Below are 15,906 nucleotides of genomic sequence, written 5' to 3'. Positions count from 1 at the left end.
CCACTGTTTCCTGGAGGGGGTTCTCTCGAATGCGTCGTCTATTGCTCGTCGGAATGTTGCTGCTCTCCGCCACGTCGTGTGACGAGGACGGCGGGGGCGGGCCTGATGCGAACTCCGGCACCGTCGCGGGGACGCTGACGCCGTTCCGCAGCAACGAGCAGTCCTCCGAGGGTGGAGTCTCCCGAGCCACCCACCTTCCCTTCGGCAAGGGCGTGCTGGCGCGGCTGAAGGACTCGATGCGCGGCGCGAAGGCACAGCGCGTGCGCCGCTCGGCGGTGGACCAGACGGACCCGGGCCTGCCCATCATCCCCGCGCCGCTGGGGCCGCCGCCCCTGGCACGCATCCCCCAGGAGGACCCGACCATCGCGGGTGACGTCGTGGTCCGCTTCGAGGAAGCGGGCGTGTCACCCGAGCACGTGTTGTCCGCCACGGCGCTCCCGGGCTACCGCGTGGTGCACAAGGGCCATGCGAGCGAGTACCTGCACCTGGTGGGCTTCGAGGCGGAGGACGGCCACGCGGTGACGACGGACGAGACGCGAGAGCTGGTGTCGAAGCTCGCGGCGGTGCCGGGCGTGCGCTACACGGACCGCAACCTGCGCATGTACAAGACGGCCGTCCCCGACGACAAGGGCTACGGCCTCCAGTGGCACTACCCCACCATCAACCTGCCGGCCGCATGGGACATCGAGTTCGGCGCGGACGGCGTGGTGGTGGCGGTCATCGACACCGGCATCGTCTCGCACCCGGACCTCAACACCCACGTGGTGCAGGGCTACGACATGATTGCCGACCCGACCAACGCGGGTGACGGCAATGGCCGCGACCCGAATCCCCTGGACGAAGGGGGCGATGAGCCACAGGGCGGTTCGTCGTGGCATGGCTCGCACGTGGCGGGCACCGTGGCCGCGGTGACGAACAACGGCGTCGGCGTCGCGGGCGTGGCCTGGAACGCGCAGCTTCTTCCGGTGCGTGTGCTGGGCAACAAGGGCGGCAACAGCTTCGACATCGCGGCGGCCATCGCCTGGGCCACCGGAGGTGATGTGCCCGGCATCACCCAGCGCCCGGCCAGGGCCGCCAAGGTGGTGAACATGAGCCTGGGTGGCAGCGCGCCGCCGCAGCCGCTCTACCAGGACGCCATCGATGCCGCCGTCCGTCGCGGCGCCATCATCGTCGTCGCCGCCGGCAACGAGAACGTGGACGCCTCCAACAGCACGCCGTGCAACCAGGAGAACGTCATCTGCGTGGGCTCCACGGGCCTGTCGGGCCGGCGCAGCAGTTTCTCCAACTACGGTGCGCGCGTGGATGTGGTGGCCTCCGGCGGAGAAATGGTGGAGGACATCAACGGCGACGGCTACGCGGACGGCGTGTTGTCCACGGTGCTGGATGACAACCGGCAGCCCGCGTATGCCTTCTCCCAGGGCACCAGCATGGCGGCGCCGCACGTGGCCGGCGTGGTGGCGCTGCTGGCGGCGACCGCGGCCAAGCTGACCGCGGACCTCACGTCGAGCCAGGCGGAGAGCGCGCTGAAGACCACCGCGACGCCGATTCCCTCCTCGCTGTGCGCCGGAGGTTGTGGCGCGGGACTCATCAACGCGCAGGCGGCGCTGCGGCGCATCCAGAGCACGGACCCGGCGTTGGAGCCGCCGAAGCTGAGCGTGTCGACGAGCACGCTCTTCTTCCGGCAGAGCGTCACGCAGCAGCTCACGCTGAGCAACGTGGGCGGCCGACAGGGCGGCGACCTGGTGGTGACGGCCACTGTTTCGGGCGCGCAGCAGTCGGCGGTGTCCTTCCCCGGGGGAAGCACCAAGACGGTGCCTGCCTACGGCTCGACGACGCTGGACGTGGCGGTGAACACGGCGGGCCTCGCGGACGGCGACTACGTGGTGAACCTCAACCTCGCGGGCTCCGGCGCGGCCGGCTCGGCGACGGTGGCGGTGAAGATTGGCGTGGGCACGTCGGACGACCTGGATGCCATTGTCGCCTTCGTCTGGCAGAACGCGCTGACGGGCGAGTGGGAGGCGGCCGAGGAGGCCATCACCGTGGCTCGCGCGTCGCGCGGCTACGCCTACTCCCTCGAGCTGGAGCCCAGGACCTACTACGCGCTGGCGACCATCGACGACGATGAGGACGGCGATTTGTTCGAAGACGGGGAGCGCACGGGCTTCTGGCGCAACGTCGACTCCTTCGAGCCGCTCGACGTGGAGGCCGGTGACTCCACGCCCGGCATCAGCTTCGACCTGCTCCCGCTGGCGCCCATCGACGATGACCCGACGCTGGACGTGGGCGCGTCGTGCACGGATGACTCCGACTGTGCGGAGGGGTTCTGCAACACGAACTTCCCCGGAGGCTACTGCTCGCTCGTGTGCAACACGACGGCGTGTCCCGCGGGCTCGAAGTGCTACACGGTCAGTTCGTCGGGGTTGAAGAACTGCCTGGACAGTTGCTCCCGCCAGGTGGGCACCGGTCAGGGCGACTGTCGTTCGGGCTACGTCTGCTACAGCGACGGCACTGGCATTGGCGCGTGTCAGCCGAGCTGCATCGGCTCCGGCCTCAACTGCTTGGCTCCGGCCACATGTCGGAGCGACGGCTTCTGTCGCTGAGTCGCCGTCCGGGGCGAAGCGGGTTCCCGGTGAGGTCGACCGGGGACCGCGCGGCGCCTCACGTCTTCACGCGGACGGCTTCGCGCGTTCGAGCAGCACCGCGCGGCTGTCCACGTTGAGCACCTGGGCGCCGCCTGGGAGGGTGGCGAGCGGCGTCTCCCAGTGGGCATGGCCGCAGACCACCAACAGGTCCGCGCGCCTCTGCACGGACTCCCGGATGACGGGGCTGCCGCGCAGCCGCGTGCCCTCGACGTCCGGCCCCTGATGCAGCACCAGCACCTGTGGTGTCTCGCGCAGCGTCGCATCGAGCTGTCGCAGGAAGTCCGTCTCCCCGCGTCGGCCGGCCTTGTCCGGGTTGCCGATGATGCCACCCACGCCGCCCACGCGAAGGCCCTCCAGGTCCACCACCTCGCCGTCGAGCAGGTGGATGCCGGGGCGCTGCTGGAAGCGTGCTTGCTCTCGCGCACCGCCGAACGTGTCGTGGTTGCCGGCCACGCCCACCACCCAACGGAAGTGCTCCGCGAAGGCCCGCCAGACGGCGCGCACGTCACCGGAGGCCCCGCGCACATTCGCGTTCACCTCCGAGTACAGGTCTCCCGCGAGCACCACGCCGACGGTTCCCGGCAAGGGCAGCTCGCCCAGCTCACCGAGAATCGCCAGCTCATCGGCGAGCACTTCTCCGAGCAGCGCCACCGCGCCGTCCTGGAGTGCATGAGGAGCCACGCCCTGGAGGTCGGAGAGCACCAGCAGCGCGGCGACTTCATCCGGGAGAACATCCACCGTGCCGCGCAGCAGGGGGAACCACACGGTCTGGCTCCCACCCCGAGGCGCGGCGGATTGGTAGGGCCAGCTATGACACGGCACTTCATCGAGCGTCAGGATTCGCATGGCGCCCCGGTCGGCCGCCTCCCCGCGTTCCTGACAGGGAGCCCCAGCGGCGTTGGTTGGGATTTAGCCATTCCCTCCGAGCCCGGGTGGGGCCATCTTGGTTGAACCGTGTCCCTGCTGCCGCGACTCAAGACGGAAACCCGCCCCCACCACGAGCGCACCGAGTCCGCCGTGCGCTTGCTGGAGCCTGGACTGACGCTCCAGGGCTATCGCCGCCACCTGGAGGCGCTCCACGGCTTCCATCTGCCGGTGGAGGACCAGCTCACCGCACTGCTGGGAGCGGCGCTGCCCGGCCTGCGCCTTCAGGAGCGGGTGAAGGTGCCGTGGCTGGAAGCGGACCTGCGCGCGCTTGGTCACGACACGCCGTCGCTCGCGCGGCTGCCAGGGTGCCCGGAGCCACCGCTGCTGCTCGGTCTGCCCGAGGCGCTCGGGAGTTGCTACGTGCTGGAGGGCGCCACGCTCGGAGGCCAGCTCATCCTCCGACACCTGCGCCGCCACTTCGAGGGAACCCCCGCGGGCGACTTCGTCTTCTTCCGCGCCTACGGTGACGACGTGGGCCCCCGGTGGCGCGCCTTTGGCGAAGTGCTCACGCGCGCCTCCGTGGACGCGGCCGACCCTGCCTTCGATGACCGCGTGGTGAAGGGCGCCCAGGACACCTTCGACGCCTTCGAGCGCTGGCTCCGACGCGCGCTGCCCTGAGCGTCGCTACAGGGACGTCAGGCCGCCGCGCAGCATGAAGTACACCACCACGCCCGTCACCGACACGTACACCCAGATGGGCGCCAGCCACCGCGTCACCTTGCGGTGCCGGGGGAACTCCTTGCGCCACGCGAAGTAGAAGGCCACCAGCGCCAGGGGCACGACACCCATGGACAGCAGCACATGGCTGGCCAGGATGCACAGGTACAGCCCTCGCCAGTCGCCCACGTAGCGCGTGTCTCCGTGCACGTAGTGGTAGGTGAGGTAGCAGACCAGGAACAGCGCCGACGCCGCGAAGGCCGCCACCATCAGGTACTGGTGCACGCGCCGCGCGCCGCGCTTGATGGCCACCCATCCGGCGATGAGCAGCGCCGCCGCCGTCGCGTTCAGGCTCGCGTTGACGGCCGGAAGGAAGCGCAAATCCACACCCTCCACGCCGTCGCGACGGCCCATCAGAATCCACGCGATGAAGGCGAGCGCGGCCGCGGAGACAACACCGGTGAAGACATAAAAAGCCCGGTCGCTCACTCGGGGTTGAAGCGGAGCAGAGGTGGCGTTCGACATGCGCCCTATCTCTCGCGACACGTCCGCCGATGCAACCAATGCAGTAGCGATACACCGTTGTGCCGACATGTCGGATGAAGCGTTCTGTTAGGCCGACTGGATCTTCTCCCTGTAATTCTTGCATACTCAGTCACGGTCGCCCCCGACTCCCCCCTCCACGGAGGTTCCCCGTGCTCCGCGAGCGTTGCCTTGCCATCCTGGCTGGCGCCGCCTTGTTCCTGGCTCTGCCAGCCTCCGCCGATGAGGCCGCTGTTTGCGCGCCCGTCGCGAAGGTCCCTCCCGAAAGACATCTGCGGCAGCTGACGCTCGACCTGCTCGGTCGGCCGCCCACTTGGGAGGAGTACAAGGCAGTCCAGGCGAAGGGCTCGGTGTCTGAAGAAGACATCCGCGCCATGATGAATGACGAGTTGTTCTACACGCGCGTGCGCAACTTCCACCGCGCCCTCCTGCGCTCGAACATCAGCGCGAGTGTCTTCGACAACGGCAACTCGCGACTGGGTGGCAACGGCACCTCCACCCCCTTTGGTTTCGCGAACAATCCGTCCACGGCGCTGCGAGGCGTCAACGGCCAGTCCTGCAACGCCGATGTCGAGCAGAGCTCCTGCTTGACGACGATTCAGGACAAGCACGCAGCGCCGCTCACGGCGAAGCCGCGCACCAGTTGCACGGACGACATGGGCGTGCCCATGCCGGTCAGCTACGACTACGACACCAACTACTACACCTGCACGGAGCTGGCGGTCGAGACGAGCAACGCGCTGACGACCTGTGACCAACTGGCTGACTTGCCCGCGACCGATGCGTGGGGGCAGTACCGCTATTTCTGCGACAACCGTGTCGTCGGGGGCGCCGTGAAGTCGCACCTGTGCAAGCCCGACCGGCGTCCCGGCAAGCCTGGCGTCGCGCTGACGATTGAGACGAAGAACGCGAGCGGCCTGGTGGAGTCCTTCGACCATCCGGACCCCGCGTCCAAGCCGAGCCTCCTGACGCTCAAGCGCTGCACGCTGGACCTCGGCCTCAACAACAACATCAGGGGCTCCTTCGCGCCGATTCGCGGCTGCATCCAGCGCGAGGGCTACGTGACGAAGCCCGCACCCTACTGGGCCCCTGCGGGCTCGCCAGCGACGGTGAAGGTGTGCGCCATCGAAGCCCAGGAGCGCGACCACAACCCCTGGACGCGTGAGTCCTGTGAGACGGGCCGCTTCGCCAATGACCGCAGCTGCGGCTGCGGCGTGGGCATGCGCCGCTGCGGCGTGTCGAACATCGGCCTGACCACGGACCCGCTCTTCGTGCGCAACGTTCACGACATGCGCGTGGCCGCCTTCAACGAGGAACCGCTGCGCATCGCCGAGTCCGTCGTCCGCCGCGACGAGCCCTACTACAACATCCTCACCACGCGCCGCTCGTTCGTGAACGGCACGCTGTCGGAGTTCTACCGGCAGCGGCAGGGCGTGGGTGTCTTCAGTGCCACCGCGCCCGCGCCGTTGGAGTCGATTCCCGCCATCACCTACACCGACGCCGCGAACTGGAAGGAATACACCCGGGATGAGTCGCACTCCGGCGTGCTGACGACGCCCGGGTTCCTCTACCGGTTCCCCACGCACCGGGCCCGCGTCTCCGAGTTCTACGAGGCGTTCCTCTGCAAGACCTTCGTGCCTGGCTCGGAGACGTCCCTGCCCGACCCCGAGGATTCCTGCAACCGGGAGAACAACCTGGCCAAGCGCTGTGGCTGCAACTACTGCCACGCCACCATCGAGCCCACCGGCGCCCACTGGGGCCGCTACGCCGAGCGCGCGGCGCAGTTCCTGCCGGCCAACCAGTTCCCGCGCTTCGACCCGAAGTGCCGCGACTGCGCCATCAACGGCGACACCAACTGTGGCGGCGAGTGCTCCCAGTACGTCATGCAGGCGTACGACGGTGACGGCGCCAGCAGCCTCGGCCTGCTCAAGACGTACCTGTACCGCACGGCCGACGAGGAGCAGAACATCGAGGCGGGTCCGCGACTGCTCGTGGAGCGCATGTACCAGTCGGGTGAGCTGGAGCGCTGCACGGTGAAGCGGGTCTGGAACGAGTTCCTGGGCCGCCCGATGACGGCGGAGGAGCAGCGGATGTACCTGGCGCCGCTCGCCAGTGACTTCGCCAAGAGTGGCCACCGCTTCAAGTCGCTCATCGAGCGCGTGGTGACGACCGACGCCTACCGGAGGATTGACTGATGCGCCGCTCGCTCCTGATCGCCGCGTTGCTCACGCTGAGCGCCGGCTGCAACAAGTCCACCGAGGAGAAGCCCGGCCCTACCCTGGACGGGCAGCTCGAACCGGTCGCCAACCCCCACCAGCCCGGGGACTTCGACCCGCTGCCGGACCCGGAAGCGCAGGGCGGTAGCGTGGGCCGCGCCCCGCGCCGGCTCACCGTCGCCCAGCTCGACGCCGCCATCCTGGAGGCCGTCGGCCGCCGCTGGGTGAACGGTGGCGACGGCATCGACGCGCGCGCCTCGTCCCTGGGCCGCGCCGACTTCGCCCTCGTCTCCAGCGAGAACACCGAGCCCAACCTGGTGTTCGCCAAGTTCCTGGAGGATGGCGCGCGCTTCGTGTGCATCGCCCAGGCGGGTGATGAGGTGAAGCAGGCGGATGCCTCCAAGCGCACGCTGTCGCGCACGCTGCCGGGCACCTGGGATGACCTGCGCAAGCTGACGGACACCCAGGTGCGAGAGTTCCTCGTCTACAACTCCCTGCGCTTCTGGGGTGCGCCCCTGGAAGGCGAGGAGCTGACGAAGTGGGTCGGTTTCTTCACCCAGGCCGCGGCCCGGGCGGAGACGGCCAAGCGGCGCTCGGACGCGCTGGCGGTGATGTGCATCGCCATGCTGACCGACGCGCGGTTCATCACCTACTGAAGCTCGGAGTGACTTCGATGAAGAAGAATCGACTCGACGAGAACCACCGTCCCGAGCGCCGCACCTTCCTCAAGGCCGCGGCCGGCTTCATGGGCTCCACGCTGCTGGGCGGCCTGCCCTTCCGCTCCTTCGCGCAGGCGGCCTCGCTGGCCCCGGCCGACCGCTGCTTCGTCTTCGTGTACTTCAACGGCGGCTGGGACCAGCTGCTCGCCTTCGACCCGAAGGACCCGGACGAGTTCACCCCGGACCGCGCGGCGGAGACGCGCATCCTGCCGGGCTACAACCTCATCAATGACGCGCGCTTCTCCGCCATCCCCCTGCGCCCGGAGAAGTCGGGCGTGGGCCGGTCCAACATCGACTTCGGTCCCGCGGTGGGTGACCTGTCGAAGCACTTCGACCGGATGACGGTGGTGCGCGGCATCAACATGAACACGCTGGGCCACGAGGTGGGCTACCGCTACTTCCTCACGGGGAAGATGCCCATCGGTAGCGCGGCGCGTGGCTCCTCCACGGCGACGGAAATCGTGGGGCAGATGAAGCCCCGCGTGCCCATCTCCAACATCGCGTTCAACGTGGAGTCGTACAACGACCGCTACCCCGGCTACGCCAACGCGCTGCGCGTCAGCCGCAAGGACGACCTGCTGCTCACGCTCAAGCCCAGCTCGCAGCTGCTGGACAGCGAAATCGAGAAGCAGCTGGTCGACTTCCGGGGCCAGCCCATCACCTGCGAGGAGGCCGCCTACGGCGCTCGCGGCGTGGGCACCACGTACCAGAACAGCCGGGACCAGATGCAGCAGGTGATGGCCCAGCGGCTCGAGGAGTCGTTCAAGTTCGACGCGAAGACCCCGGAGATGGCGGCGGTCCGGGCACACTATGGCCTGCCAGATAACGGCAACTACGATACCGAGGCGGGACGTGCCGCCATGGTGGCCACCGCGCTCAAGAAGGGCATCGCCCAGTGCCTCACCATCAACCTCACGGGCGGCCTGGACACGCACTTCGGCACGCAGCTCACCCACGCCAACAACCAGCGCCGGGGTTTCGACGCGCTGTCCGACCTGGTGGATGACCTGATCGACACCCCCCACCCGGCGGGCGATAGCTTCATGGACCACACCACCATCATGGTGTTCTCCGAGTTCTCCCGCACGCCGCTCATCAACAGCGCGGGCGGCCGGGACCACCACATCTCCAACTCCTGCATGCTCATGGGCGCGGGCGTGAAGCACAACTACGTCTTCGGCAAGAGCGGAGACATTGGCATGTCGCCCGGCACGTTCGACCTGCGCACCGGAGCCATCGACCCTCGGGGTGAGAACATCTTCCCGGAGCACATCATCGCCACGGTGCTGGCGTCGGCGGGCCTGGACTACAGCATCACCCGCGTGGAGCCCCTTCGCACCATCCTCGCCTGAACCGCATGCGCACCCATCCCCGAGCCCCCCGGGAGATGGACGAGGGGCGGTCCGCCGCCCCCGTTCTTCTTCGTCTCCTTCCCCTCTGCGCCGCCGTCCTCCTCACCGCGTGCGGCGACGACTCCCTCCCGTTGGACAGGCCCCGGCCCGTCTCCTTCCGGCCCACCGAGGTCCGGTCGAAGACGGCGCTGGCGTCGGCTCCGGGCTTCGCGGACCAGGCCGGTGGCGGCATCTTCGCCAACACCACCGGCACCGTCGTCCGCATCCGGTTGGATGGCTCGTTGGGGGCCCTGGCGCCCCACCCGGGCAACAGCGCCGAGCTGGGCACGGTCAACGCCGTGTTCCGCATGGGGCCGCACAGCGCGCTGGTGGAGGCACAGAACGGCCTCTTCCTCGCCGAGTCGGGGTGGCTCATCTCCCCGCCGTGGCGTGACGCGCTGGGCCTGGGCATCACCGCGACCACGCAGTCCTCGGATGGCGCGGTGTGGCTGGCGCATCCCACGGGCCTGTTCCAGCTGCGCGACGGCACGCTGTCCGCGCTGAAGGTGAAGGGCGAGGCGCTCACCGGCATCACCGCGCTGGCCGCGGCGCCGACGGGCGAGGGCTCCGCGGGCGTGTGGTTCCTGCGCGACGGCAAGCTGCACGTCGCGGTGGCCACCAGCCTGGTGCACTTCGACGTGCGCGAGGCGGGCGCTCCCTTGGAGGAGGGCGAGGTGGTGGAGTCGCTGGCCGGACTGGGTCCGGGCCTGGGCACCTCCGGAGAGCTGTGGCTGCTCACCAACCAGGGCCTGCTGCGTCGGCCGAGGGAAGGCTGGCGGCGGGTGACGCTGCCGCAGCGGCCGGTGCAATTGCTCGCGTCGGGCCGCTTCCTGTGGGTGAAGTCGAGCGACGCGCTGCTCCTGTACGACGCGGACGCGAACGAGTGGGGCCTGGCGCAGGGAATCGACACGCGTGAGTTCCGCTTCCTGTCCGCGGACGAGAGTGGCTGCGCGTGGGTGCAGCTGGGCGGCGAGACGGTGGCGGTGAGCCGCTCGCCGGCGCCGCGCGTGACGGGCCTGCACCAGGGCATGCAGGTGGTGGAGGACGGGCTCGTGGTGCGCGCGGTGATGCCCACGGGCGTGGAGCCGGACTCCGTCGTCTTCCAGTTGGGCGGCGTGGAGGTCCCCGCCACGGGTGAAGGGCCTGTGTACAGCCTGGGGGGCCAGGAGGCGGACGGCACCCCGAAGCCGTACTCCTTCGCGGGCCTGGAGGCGGGACGGCAGGCGCTCGGCGTGGTGGCGCGCTTCCTGGATGGCACCGAAGCCAAACGCCTGGTGCCGTTCGACTACCAGCCTGTGAGCACCGTGGCACTGAGCTGGGCGACGGACATCCAGCCCATCCACGTGTCGCGCTGCGAGAAGTGCCACGCCACCGGCCCCGGCCGGGCGCTCAATACGTACGAGTTGTGGAAGGAGAACGCGGCGCTCATCACCGCCGCGGTGAGAGACCAGCGCATGCCCGCGGATGGGCCGTTGGACCCTCAGCTCATCTCCCTCATCCAGCGCTGGGCCGCGTCCGGCGCGAAGCCCTGAAGCCCCCGTCGCACCCGCCTGACTCCCCTCGAGGCACACCATGATTCGATTCCCTCGCGTGGCCCCCCTCCTCGCGCTCCTCGTCACGGCCTGCTCCGACGACCTGGACCCCGCGCGTGAGAACGAGCCACCTCCGGAGGTGGACCAGTGCACGGGCCTGCCCCCGCTGGCCTTGCGCGCCGAGCCCGCCCGGGTTCGCGTGGGCAGCCCGGTGTCGCTGGTGGCCACCGGTGGAAGCGGCCAGTACCGCTACACGCTGGAGGACGGGGGCTCGTCCGGTGAGCTGCGCGCGTCGCGCTTCATCGCGGGGCACACCCCGGGCACCGACACGCTGGTGGTGGAGGACGCCCGCTGTCCGGGTGATGCCCGCACCACGCTGGAGGTGTTGGCCCTCTTCGACATCGCGCCGGCGCGGGCGCAGCTGCGGCCGGGCACGTCCTTCCAGGTGTCGACGAAGGGACTGCTGGGCACGGCCACATACAACCTGACGCAGAACCTCTCTGGCGGCACGCTCACCGCCGAAGGGCGCTACACGGCGGGCCCCACCGAGGGGCTGGACCTCATCACCGTGCGCGACTCGCAGACGGGTGACGAGGCCATCCTCCAGTACGACGTGAGCAAGGCGGCCCGGCTCGGTGGCGCGCCCGCGTTCCTCGCGGTGCCCTCGGGCTCGTCCGTGCCGCTGGCCACGCGCGGTGGCAGTGACACGGTGGTGTGGACGAAGGTGTCGGGCCCCGGGACGATTGCCGCCGGGCGCATCGGCTTCCTGGCGGGCGACACGGGCGCGGCGGTGCTGGAGGCGGCGGACCCCTTCACCGGAGACAAGGCGTCGGTGACGGTGGTGGTGCTGGACGAGCTGACGCGTCCGGGCCTGGCGCATGGCCGGCTCACGGATGCCGCCACGATGGTGACGGCGGACTTCGATGGTGACGGCACGCTGGACCTCGCGGTGGGCCAGCGCGAGAGCGACATGGGCCGGCCCACGGGCGGCGCCGTGTTCATCTACAAGGGCGGCACGGGCGGGTTGGAGGCGCAGCCGCTGTGGGTGCTCACGGGCGACACGGACACCGCGCAGTTCGGTGACGCGCTGGCCGCGGGCGACTTGGACGGTGACGGGCGCGCGGAGCTGGTGGTGTCCTCGCCGGGCGCGGACGTGGCGACGAGCAACGCGGGCGCCGTGTACCTCTACACCTTCAAGGGAGGCGCCCCCGCGCCGCTGCGCCTGCAACTCGCCGGCCTGCTGCGGGATGCCGCGTTCGGCGCGGGCCTGTCCGTGGCGGACATCGATGGCGACGGCAAGGTGGACCTGGTGGTGGGCTCGCCAGCGGGAGACCTGGCGCCCAGCAACAACATCCGCGCGCGCGGCACCGTGGACATCTACCTGGCCACGGCCAGCGCCCCCGTTCCTGATTTGCCGACCCTCCGCCTGGGTGGCTCGGACCTGACGAAGGACGGCGTGCCCATGGCTCGCACGGGCTCGGACCTGGGCCGCGCGCTGGTGACGGCGGACTTCAACAAGGATGGGCGGCTGGACATCGCCGCGCTCAGCCGCGTGTCCCGCTACACCGCGGAAGGCGCCGTCTCCGGTACTCAGGTGGCCATCTCCGTCTTCTTCGCGCGCTCCGAGGGGATTCGCTTCCGGGCGAGCCCGGACGTGTATGTGCTGCCCGCGAACCTCGCGGACTCCAATGAGGGCACGTGGCGGCTGGCCGCCATCGCGGGTGACGGCACGCGTCCGCCGTTGTTGATGGCGGTGGCGGACCGCGCGGACTCGCCGGACCTGAGCGCCAGCGGGGGTGTGCGCTCGGGAGCGGACGCGGGCGGCGCACTGCTGTTCGACCTGAGCGCCCATGCGCCCACCGGCGACCCGGCGACCACGCCGCCGCAGGTGAAGCGCGAGGAGGCCTTCGCGCGCATCTACGGTGACGCGGCCGGTGTCGTCGCGGGCCGCAGCTTCGCGGTGCTCGACGTGGACGGCACGCCGGGGCCAGAGCTGGTGCTGGGCGCGCCGTATGCCGCGCCGCCCGGGCCGAACAACACCACGCTGCGCTTCGGCGGCAAGGTGCTGGTGTATCCGTTGTCGACGCTGACGAAGGGCGCCGTCATCAACAAGTCGCTGACCGCGCTCAATGGCACGGCGAAGTCGGACACCCTGGGCTCGGGCCTGGCGGTGTGGCGCCTGCCGGACGGTGAATCGCTGGCGGCCTTCTCCGGCCGTGCCTCGTCGGACCAGGGGGCCTTCACCGGCCGCGTGGAGCTGTTCCGCCGAGGCGGCGCCTCGCTGGTGGAGTGGGCACGCACCAGCGCCAATGTGCCGGCGAAGCCCAGCGTGGAGCGCGTGGGCGAGCAGGTGGCGGTGGCCGTGGGGCCCAAGGGCGCGGTGGCGCTGCTGGGCGCGCCGGGCTGGTCGGGTCCGGGCGCCAACGGCGACGGCGATGCCATGTCCATTGGCCGGGCGTACGTGCGCGAGGTGGCGCGGACCGCCCCGGCCGTGGTGGCCGAGGAGGGCGCGCCTTCCCCGCACGCCGCGGGACGCACGGTGGGCGCGGACGTGGCATTCTCGGACTTCAACGGCGATGGGCGACCGGACCTGCTGGTGGGCGCCCCGGGCTTCGTCGTGCCGGCGAGCACCAGCGCGGAGCTGGCTTCGACCTACCAGACGGTTCGACCCGAGTGCGTCACCACGGCCAACCAGTCGGTGGGCGGCGTGCTGGTGTCGCTGGGGCAGGCGGACGGCTCGTTCAAGCCCGCCTATCGCTTGTGGGCGCCCCTGCAGATCGCCACCTGCGTGCCGGAGACGGACGCGAAGTGCAAGCGCTCGGCGCTGGGCCGCGGGTTGGTGGGCGGCTTTGACTTCAATGACGATGGCAAGGAGGACGTGGGCGTGCTGCGGGACAGGGGCATGGAGGTGTTCCTGGGCCGGCCTCCGGAAGATTCGTCGCCGACGAAGCTCACCATGAGGTGTGACCCCGTCTACTCGTGGCCCTCCGAGGCCATCCAGACGAGCGCGCCGACGTCGCTGGGGGATATCAATGGGGACGACTGCGACGACCTCGCGTGGCGGTACGCGGAGGGCAGCCGCTCGGGCGTGGCCATCCTCTTCGGCTACGACGCGGGCGGTGTGCGCTGCGACGGTCGCACCACGCCGACCGTGTGGCGCATCGCGGGCGACAGCGAGGTGCAGCTCAACAACATCGGCCTGGGACTGGCCATCACCCGCGCGGGCAAGGTCATGCGCAACGCGGGCGGCACGGCGGGAGACGGGCGGGACTTCCTGGCCATCAGCGCCACCGCGGTGCCGTTCAACGGCGTCACGCAGCCCGTGGTGCTGCTCTTCGACATCGCGCAGCTCACCACGGCGATGGCGACGCTCCCCTCGCAGAGCGGGCCGTTCGTGCTGGGCGCCTTCGGCGATAAACTGACTCCAGTGGTGGTGGTCCACAAGTCGCGCGCGGTGGGCTTCGGCACGGCGCTGGCGGGCAACGTGGACCTGTCGGGCGACAACGTCCATGACCTGGTGGTGAGCGCGCCGGGCTCCTCCGAGGCCTCGGATGGTGGTGGCGCCGTGTTCGTCTACGCGGGTGCGCCCAACCTGGGCGGCGCGCTCTCGCCGTACTTCACCATCGTGGGTGATGGCGCCGAGCGAGCTCAACTGGGGCAGGACCTCGCGCTCGTGCCGGGCTCGGGCGGAACCCCGCCAACGATGGTTATCGGTGCTCCCCGGAGCTTCCGGACAGGCACGCAGAACGGGACAGCGTTCGCGCTGCCGCTGCGGTTCTAGCTCGGGGGCCATTGGGAACCGCGGGCGGCCGGGCCTATCCTGGGCCCGGCTTCATCGCGGGAGTCTCATGGCAAGGGATTGGGAGCAGGAGTGGAGCCACGGCGAGCAACGCGCGTGGCTGGAAGCGCCGGACATCCTCTGGGCGCGCTTCCGGGGCGCCATCACCGAGGACACGTCGCGCTGGTCCTGTGGCCTCTACAAGACGCTGTCAGCCGAGGGGCGCTTCTACCTGGCGGCGGACATCACCGACTCGCAGCTCAGTCCGGAGTCCCGCCGCTACCTGGTGGACCACGCGAAGGCGGACTGGTTCCTGGGCATCGTCTACATCGGCGCGGCGCTGGAGCAGAAGGCCACCACCAAGAGCCTGATGGTGGGCTCCATGCTCAGCGGTGGGCGTCCGCTGGACGTGCGCTACGTGGACACGCTCGACGAGGCCCGCGCGTGGGTTCAGGAGCACCGCGCGCTGAACGCCTCGCGTTGACGCCAGCGCTTCAGCTCGGAGTGCCCTCGTCGGTGGGACGTGGCGTGGCTTCCTTCGGCAGCACGTTGGCCAGCGCGGCGCCTCCGAGGATGAGGGCGCCGCCCACGACGAGTGACAGGGTGAAGGGCTCGCCGAGGAAGGCGACGCCCAGCACCACCGCCACCAGCGTGTCGAGCAGGGCCATGGCGCCCAGCGCGGTGAGAGAGATTCGCGGCAAGAGCCAGTAGAGGCACAGGTACGTGAAGGCCGTGCCGAACACCGCCAGATAGAAGACGGCGCCCATCGCGCGCGGCGTCCAGTTCCCCGGCGAGTCCGCCTCCAGCAGGAAGGAGAGCGCGAGCAGGGGCACCGCGCTGCTGAGCGTCTGGCCGAAGACGAGCACCTGCGCGGGGACGTGCGACATGTAGCGCCGGGCCAGCACGTTGGCCACGGCGATGATCGCCACGGCCACCAGCGTCATCACGACGCCGAGCAGCACCTTGCCGGACAGCGCGAGCCCCTCGACGCCCGAGGAGTGGAGCACCACCACGCCCACCGCGCCCAGGCTCGCCGCGAGCAGCTTGCCCGGCGTCAGGGGCTGGTCCGGCATCAGCACGCGGCCGATGAGCAGCAGCCACAGCGGGAAGGTGGAGAACAGCAGCGCGGCCCAACTGGAGGGAATCCACTGCTGCGCGAAGAAGAGCAGTCCGAAGGGCACGGCGAGCTGGAGCAGTCCCAGCGCGGCGATGCGACCTCCGGTGCGCGCGTCCACCCGTCCCCGCGAGCGCGCGAAGGGCAGGAGGAAGAGGCCCGCCACCAACATGCGGGTGCCGAGGAAGCGCAGCGGCGGCAGGTCTTCCAGCCCCACCTTCACCACGGACCAGGTCGAGCCCCACAGGATGAAACACGTGCAGTAGGCGAGGGCGACCTTCAGCGAGCCAGCCGGCTTCACGGTGCCGGATGCGGTGGCGGAGTCCATGGTGGCGTCGCCTTAGCACTCGTTCCGGGCACATGCACTGAGCGCATCATGCGCGCGGG

Annotated in this window: 11 protein-coding genes; 8 read left to right on the top strand and 3 right to left on the bottom strand. The window is 70.0% G+C overall.

Translation table 11 applies throughout. The annotated features are described in order from the left end of the window. The first annotated feature begins 29 nt into the window (after positions 1-29). Positions 30-2,600, top strand: coding sequence for a S8 family peptidase (locus HUA75_RS30725; protein WP_174488412.1), 2,571 nt, complete (start codon positions 30-32; stop codon positions 2,598-2,600). A gap of 66 nt (positions 2,601-2,666) precedes the next feature. Here the strand turns inward: HUA75_RS30725 and HUA75_RS30720 are convergent, their stop codons facing one another. After that, positions 2,667-3,488, bottom strand: coding sequence for a metallophosphoesterase (locus HUA75_RS30720; RefSeq protein WP_174488411.1), 822 nt, complete (start codon positions 3,486-3,488; stop codon positions 2,667-2,669). Positions 3,489-3,596: 108 nt separating this feature from the next. Between HUA75_RS30720 and HUA75_RS30715 the strand changes: the two genes are divergently transcribed. Beyond that, entirely contained in the window at positions 3,597-4,187 is a 591-nt protein-coding gene (locus tag HUA75_RS30715; RefSeq protein WP_246137068.1) for a biliverdin-producing heme oxygenase, read from the top strand. Positions 4,188-4,193: 6 nt separating this feature from the next. On the opposite strand, the gene HUA75_RS30710 is transcribed toward HUA75_RS30715, so the two are convergent. Beyond that, positions 4,194-4,751, bottom strand: a complete 558-nt coding sequence (locus HUA75_RS30710) for a DUF420 domain-containing protein (RefSeq protein ID WP_174464994.1) — start codon at positions 4,749-4,751, stop codon at positions 4,194-4,196. Positions 4,752-4,921: 170 nt separating this feature from the next. Here HUA75_RS30710 and HUA75_RS30705 point away from each other — a divergent pair, with 170 nt between their 5' ends. The 6 genes from HUA75_RS30705 to HUA75_RS30680 all read left to right on the top strand — a co-directional run bounded on the left by HUA75_RS30705 (position 4,922) and on the right by HUA75_RS30680 (position 14,889). Beyond that, positions 4,922-6,964 (top strand): DUF1585 domain-containing protein, encoded by a 2,043-nt coding sequence (locus HUA75_RS30705; protein WP_174488410.1) that lies wholly within the window; start codon positions 4,922-4,924, stop codon positions 6,962-6,964. Continuing rightward, complete coding sequence (locus HUA75_RS30700) at positions 6,964-7,641, top strand: hypothetical protein (protein ID WP_174459762.1); 678 nt, start codon at positions 6,964-6,966, stop codon at positions 7,639-7,641. The genes HUA75_RS30705 and HUA75_RS30700 overlap by 1 nt, the downstream gene beginning before the upstream one ends. A gap of 17 nt (positions 7,642-7,658) precedes the next feature. Next, positions 7,659-9,056 (top strand): DUF1501 domain-containing protein, encoded by a 1,398-nt coding sequence (locus HUA75_RS30695; RefSeq protein WP_174488409.1) that lies wholly within the window; start codon positions 7,659-7,661, stop codon positions 9,054-9,056. A 5-nt stretch (positions 9,057-9,061) separates the two neighbouring features. Then, complete coding sequence (locus HUA75_RS30690; RefSeq protein ID WP_174488408.1) at positions 9,062-10,627, top strand: hypothetical protein; 1,566 nt, start codon at positions 9,062-9,064, stop codon at positions 10,625-10,627. A gap of 40 nt (positions 10,628-10,667) precedes the next feature. Continuing rightward, the gene (locus HUA75_RS30685; RefSeq protein WP_174488407.1) at positions 10,668-14,408 is read left to right on the top strand and encodes an FG-GAP-like repeat-containing protein; all 3,741 of its coding nucleotides are present in this window, start codon (positions 10,668-10,670) and stop codon (positions 14,406-14,408) included. A gap of 67 nt (positions 14,409-14,475) precedes the next feature. Then, entirely contained in the window at positions 14,476-14,889 is a 414-nt protein-coding gene (locus HUA75_RS30680; RefSeq protein ID WP_141641754.1) for a hypothetical protein, read from the top strand. Between the two features lie 10 nt (positions 14,890-14,899). Here the strand turns inward: HUA75_RS30680 and HUA75_RS30675 are convergent, their stop codons facing one another. After that, positions 14,900-15,847, bottom strand: a complete 948-nt coding sequence (locus HUA75_RS30675) for a DMT family transporter (RefSeq protein WP_141641755.1) — start codon at positions 15,845-15,847, stop codon at positions 14,900-14,902. Between the last annotated feature and the right edge of the window lie 59 nt (positions 15,848-15,906).

Origin of the sequence: Myxococcus sp. CA040A (assembly GCF_013336725.1) — a bacterium.
GTDB classification, from domain to species: Bacteria; Myxococcota; Myxococcia; order Myxococcales; family Myxococcaceae; genus Myxococcus; species Myxococcus llanfairpwllgwyngyllgogerychwyrndrobwllllantysiliogogogochensis.
Note: the sequence above shows the minus strand (reverse complement) of the source record. Positions and strands in the feature narration are given on the sequence as shown.